Raw genomic sequence first — 4,926 nt, 5'->3', positions numbered from 1 at the left:
GCGGCGCCCGTCGCGACCAGGTCGGGATTGATCACCTCGACGCTCACCAGGCCGTCCCACCCCTTGACCGTCAGCGTGTCCCGAAAGCGCGGCAGGTCGAAGACGCCTTCACCGGGCAGCACGCGCCGCGACATGCACTCGGTGTACAGGTCGGCCCCCGGCGGCAGGATCCGCGGGTGGTCGTCGACCTGTACGTAGGCGATCTGCGCCGCCGGCAGCGCCGCGAGCGTGGCCCACGTGTCGGCACCCTGGAAGAAGTGCCACGCGTCCACCAGGACACCGGAGTTGGCCGTGCCCGCGTGCTCGACCAGCACCCGCGCGTCGGCGACGGTTGCGATCGGGGTGAACGGGAGGAACTCCACCGCCGCCTTGGCTCCCGCGTCCGCGACGATCTCGGCGCAGCGGGCGAACAGGTCCGCGCAGCGCGCGTCCGGCGGCAGCATCACCATGCCGAGCGCGAACGAGGACCCGAACGCGGCCGCCACCTCCGCGACCTGCCGCGCCCCCGCGAGCGCCGCGTCCTCGTCCGCGTCCACCACGAACCCCAGCAGTTCCGGGCAGGTCAGCCCGGCCGCCGCGACCTCGGCCGCCAGATCCGCGAGCGGCCGCTCGTAGCCGAGCAGGGTGAAGACGTCCAGGCTCAGCGCCGTGAACCCGGCGGAGCGTACCGCCGCCAGGAGTTCCGGCAGCGGGGCCGACTCCTTGGCGCCGGCGAAGGTGGAGAACGCGAAAGTGTTCAGGCACAGGGTCGGCATGGCGCCTGACGGTACATCAGGAAGCCTGCGTTCTCGACGCTGTCGTTTGGGAATTCGAACTCGGTGAACCCGTCGTCGGTCGGACTCCCGGGCGATCGGCTGTGGTAGTCCTGATGGCCCATCAGAAACCGCGGAGGAGTACGCATGAGCTTGGCCCCGTACGGAATCACCGTCCCCCTGAACGCCCCGCTCGCCGACCACCCGCGGCTGATCCGGGAGTTGCGCGCGGCCGGCTACACCGACATGTGGTCCGCGGAGGTGGACGGCCTCGACGGCTTCACCCCGCTTACCGTCGCCGCCCTCGCCGACCCCGACGTGCGCCTGGGCACCGCGATCGTCTCGCCGTACACCCGCGGCCCCGCCACCCTCGCGATGACCGCCGCCGCGCTGGCCGATGTGGCCCCGGGCCGATTCACCCTCGGCGTCGGCGCCGGATCCGCGCCGATCGTCGAGGCATGGAACGGGGCCACGTTCGAGCGGCCCTACCAGCGCGTGCGCGACACCGTACGGTTCCTGCGCGCGGCGTTCACCGGAGACAAGGTCACCGAGGAGTACGAGACCTTCGCGGTGCGCGGCTTCCGGCTCTCGCGCCCGCCGGCGACGCCGCCGCGGATTTTGGTCGCGGCGCTGCGCCCGGGGATGCTGCGCCTGGCCGGTCGCGAGGCCGACGGGGCGATCCTGAACTGGTTGTCCGCCGAGGACGTCAAGCGCGTGGTGCCCTTCGTGCACGAGGGCGGCCCCGACCGGGCGATCGTCGCGCGGATCTTCGTGCTGCCCGTCGAGGACCGCGACACGGTGCGCGCGATCGGCCGACGGATGATCACGAGCTACCTCACGGTGCCCGTGTACGCCGAGTTCCACCGCTGGCTCGGCCGGACCGAGGAACTGACGCCGATGTGGCGAGCGTGGGCCGAGGGCGACCGCAAGCGGGCCCTCGACCTGGTCCCGGACTCGGTGCTGGACGACCTGATCGTGCACGGCGGTCCGGCCGAGTGCCGTGCCAAGATCGCCCGCTACACCGACGCGGGGGTGACCGTGCCCGTGCTCGCGGTCATCGACCCGCGCCCGGACGCCGATCCGATCGAGGCCGCGCTCGCGCTGGCCCCGACGGCGCCGCCGCGTTGATCAAGGGGCCGGCACCCGTCGCTCGAAGGGCCTGATGCCCGTTGCTCAAAGGCCCAGCACCCGCAGCGCGTTGGTGCGCAGGAAGGCGGGCCACACGTCGTCCTTGAACCCCACGTTCGGCAACTCGGCGAAGATCCGATCCAGGGTCAACCCGTACGGGAAGTAGCCCGCGTACATGATCTTCTCGGCGCCGCGCGTGTTCGCGTAGTCGACGATCTCGCGCGGGTAGTGCTTGGGCGCGAACGCGGACGAGGACCAGTGCAGCCCGGGCCACTTGAGCATGAGTTTGACCGCGAGGTCGCACCACGGTTCGCCCCCGTGCCGCATCACGACCGTGAGCTCGGGGAAGTCGTAGCAGACCCGGTCGAAGCGCATCACCTCCTGCGCCGCGGCCGGCACCCGGGGGCCGGGGATGCCCGCGTTGACGAAGACCGGCAGGCCCAGTTCGACGCATGTCGCGTACAGCGGATACGCGAGCCGGTCGTCGATCGGCACCGGGGGAGTACACCCGCACGGGAAGAACGTCGCCGCCACCACGCCCGCCTCGTCGCGGGCCCGGCGCAGACCGCGCACGCCGTCCATCACGTTCGTCGGGTCCACCTGGTAGCTGCCGAGCAGCCGATCCGGGTGTCGCCGCACCGCGTCGACGGTCCCCTCGTCCTCGAACGAGACCGGGATCAGCGCCTTCTCGACCCCGAACCGGTCCATCTCCCGCAGCAGATCCTCGGCCGAGGAGTCGGTGCGCTCCATCTCCGGCAGGTCCTTGAACATGTAGCCCGCCGGATGGGTCATCCCGCTGCGGCTGTCCTCGTCCCGCAACGTCGCGGCCATCGCGGTCGCCCACCATCGCCGATCCCGATTCGGCAGGCCCATGAGCAGGTCGACCACACCGATGCCATCGGGAAACCCCATAAAGCCCCTCCGAACACACAAGATCTCGGAGTCGGCGGCACGAGAACGCGCGAGACGTGTCGCCGACTCCAAGATCGTTTTCGAGACTTCCCACCGGGATACGAATTCCTAGCGGGTCACGAATTCCTACCGGGACGCGAATTCCTATCGGGTCACGATGATCGACGAGCCGTGACCGAAGAGGCCCTGATTGGCGGTGATGCCGACCGTGGCGCCCTGGACCTGGCGGTCGCCCGCGTCGCCGCGCAGTTGCCACGTGAGTTCGCAGACCTGGGCGATCGCCTGGGCCGGGACCGCCTCGCCGAACGAGCCGAGACCTCCCGAGGCGTTGACCGGGATGCGGCCGGTGATCTCGGTGGCGCCGTCGCGCAGCAACTTCTCCGCCTCGCCCGGGGCACAGATGCCCAGGTCCTCGATCCAGTCGAGTTCCAGGGCCGTGGACAGGTCGTAGACCTCGGCCAGGCTCAGATCCTCGGGACCGATGCCCGCCTCCTCGTACGCGGCGCGGGCCAGCGACGCGCGGAAGGTGAGTTCGCCCGGGGCCACCGCCGCCGACGAGTCGGTCGCGATGTCGGGCAGTTCGACGATCGCGCTGGGGAAGGCCGGGGTGACCGTGGACACCGCCGAGATCCGCACCGGCTTGGTGGTGCGCCTGGCGGCGAACTCCTTGCTGCACAGCACGACCGCGGCCGCGCCGTCGGAGGTGGCGCAGATGTCCATCAGCCGCAGCGGGTCGCACACGATCGGCGACGCCGCGACGTCCTCCAGGGTGAACGCCTTGCGGTAGCGGGCGTTGGGGTTGGCCAGGCCGTTGCGCGCGTTCTTGACCTTGACCCTGGCGAAGTCCTCGACCGAGGCGCCGTACAGGTCGATCCGGCGGCGGGCGTACATCCCGAAGTAGGCCGGGTTGGTCGCGCCGAGCACGTGGAAGCGGACCCAGTCCGGGTCGTCCGGGCGGTCGCCGCCGACCGGGGCGAAGAAGCCCTTGGGGGCCGCGTCCGCACCGACCACGAGCGCGACGTCGCACAGACCCGCGAGGATCTGCGCACGAGCACTGGCGATGGCGTGCGAGCCCGACGCGCACGCGGCGTACGAACTGGAGATCCGCGCGCCGGTCCAGCCCAGTGCCTGCGCGAAGGTCGCGCCGGCCACGAAGCCCGGGTAGCCGTTGCGGATGGTGTCCGCGCCCGCCACGTACTGGATGTCCTGCCACGCGAGCCCGGCGTCCTTCAACGCGTCCTGCGCGGCCTTGACGCCGTACTCGACGAAGTTGCGGCCCCACTTGCCCCACGGGTGCATGCCCGCGCCCAGGACGACGATGTCACGATCGCTGTTCATGCGGTTGCTCCCTCGGCCCTTGCGACGGGCGTGACGTTCCACGTCGTGTAGACGTGCTCGTCGTTCTCGTACAGCACACCCGGGACGATCTCGACCTCGTCGCCCACCTTGAGGTCGTCGACCGTGACGCCGGGGGCGCCCTGGCCGAGCACGATCAGGCCCTCGGCCTCCAGTCGCACCGCGACGATCGTGAACGGCTTCCACTCGGTGTCCGGGTCGGACACGAACGGGGCGGGCGGGCGGTAGCCGGCGTTCGTGTAGGACCACACGGTGCCGCGGCGCGACAGCGGTACCTCGGCGAACTCGGTGCCACTACACGCCGGGTTGCCGCAGAACATCTCCTGGCGAGGGAAGAACACGGTCCCACAGGCGGTACACCGGGTGCCGAGGAGGGAGAAATCCTCCCCGGACGTGGTGAACCAGCCGGGGACCACAGGCTTGTGGTCCTTCGTCACGGGGCCCTCCGATTCGTCTGGCCATCTCGTACGCAGTGCGGGTGAAGTGCAACTGCGGGTGAAGCGCGGTGCGGGTGAAGTGCGGTGCGGGCGCGTCGCGGCGCGCTCGAAGCGCGGCGCGTCGCAGTACATTCTGACGGATCGTCAGTTCCGGGTGCCAACCCGGCCGGGGTATTTGCGGTCACACCCGTCGGCGCGCCCACCCCTGCATCCGCGGACCCGTCTGCCCCGATGCCCGCCACGGCCGCTCACCGGGCCCGCCCGGCGGACCGCTCTCGACCCGGAAGGCGACCAACCGCCGGGACCAGCGGCCCGAGGGTCGCCTGCCGGTACGGATCCGC

The 4,926-nt window shown here is 71.0% G+C and carries 5 protein-coding genes; 1 reads left to right on the top strand and 4 read right to left on the bottom strand.

The window, feature by feature from the left end; genetic code table 11:
- On the bottom strand, window positions 1–755 hold a 755-nt coding region (locus tag GT354_RS48650; protein WP_161364458.1), incomplete at its 3' end, for a TIM barrel protein.
- A 144-nt stretch (window positions 756–899) separates the two neighbouring features.
- Here GT354_RS48650 and GT354_RS48645 point away from each other — a divergent pair.
- A complete protein-coding gene (locus GT354_RS48645; RefSeq protein WP_161364456.1) occupies window positions 900–1,880 on the top strand; it encodes an LLM class F420-dependent oxidoreductase in 981 nt (326 codons plus the stop codon).
- 45 nt (window positions 1,881–1,925) lie between these two features.
- Here the strand turns inward: GT354_RS48645 and GT354_RS48640 are convergent, their stop codons facing one another.
- The 3 genes from GT354_RS48640 to GT354_RS48630 form a co-directional block, all read right to left on the bottom strand.
- On the bottom strand, window positions 1,926–2,792 hold the full coding sequence (locus GT354_RS48640) for an amidohydrolase family protein (RefSeq protein WP_161364454.1): 867 nt from the start codon (window positions 2,790–2,792) through the stop codon (window positions 1,926–1,928).
- 144 nt (window positions 2,793–2,936) lie between these two features.
- Window positions 2,937–4,130, bottom strand: coding sequence for a lipid-transfer protein (locus tag GT354_RS48635; RefSeq protein ID WP_161364452.1), 1,194 nt, complete (start codon window positions 4,128–4,130; stop codon window positions 2,937–2,939).
- Entirely contained in the window at window positions 4,127–4,585 is a 459-nt protein-coding gene (locus GT354_RS48630) for a zinc ribbon domain-containing protein (protein ID WP_161364450.1), read from the bottom strand. Before GT354_RS48630 ends, GT354_RS48635 begins: the two co-directional genes overlap by 4 nt.
- Window positions 4,586–4,926: the final 341 nt, after the last annotated feature.

This window comes from Streptomyces sp. SID3343 (assembly GCF_009865215.1).
In the GTDB taxonomy this organism is placed as follows: domain Bacteria; phylum Actinomycetota; class Actinomycetes; order Streptomycetales; family Streptomycetaceae; genus Embleya.
This window is presented reverse-complemented; position numbering and strand designations above follow the sequence as displayed.

Bases quoted from the DNA above. Each gene is read 5' to 3' on its own strand.
- GT354_RS48640 (WP_161364454.1), bottom strand. From the start codon at position 2,792: ATGGGGTTTCCCGATGGCATCGGTGTGGTCGACCTGCTCATGGGCCTG.
- GT354_RS48635 (WP_161364452.1), bottom strand. From the start codon at position 4,130: ATGAACAGCGATCGTGACATCGTCGTCCTGGGCGCGGGCATGCACCCG.
- GT354_RS48645 (WP_161364456.1), top strand. From the start codon at position 900: ATGAGCTTGGCCCCGTACGGAATCACCGTCCCCCTGAACGCCCCGCTC.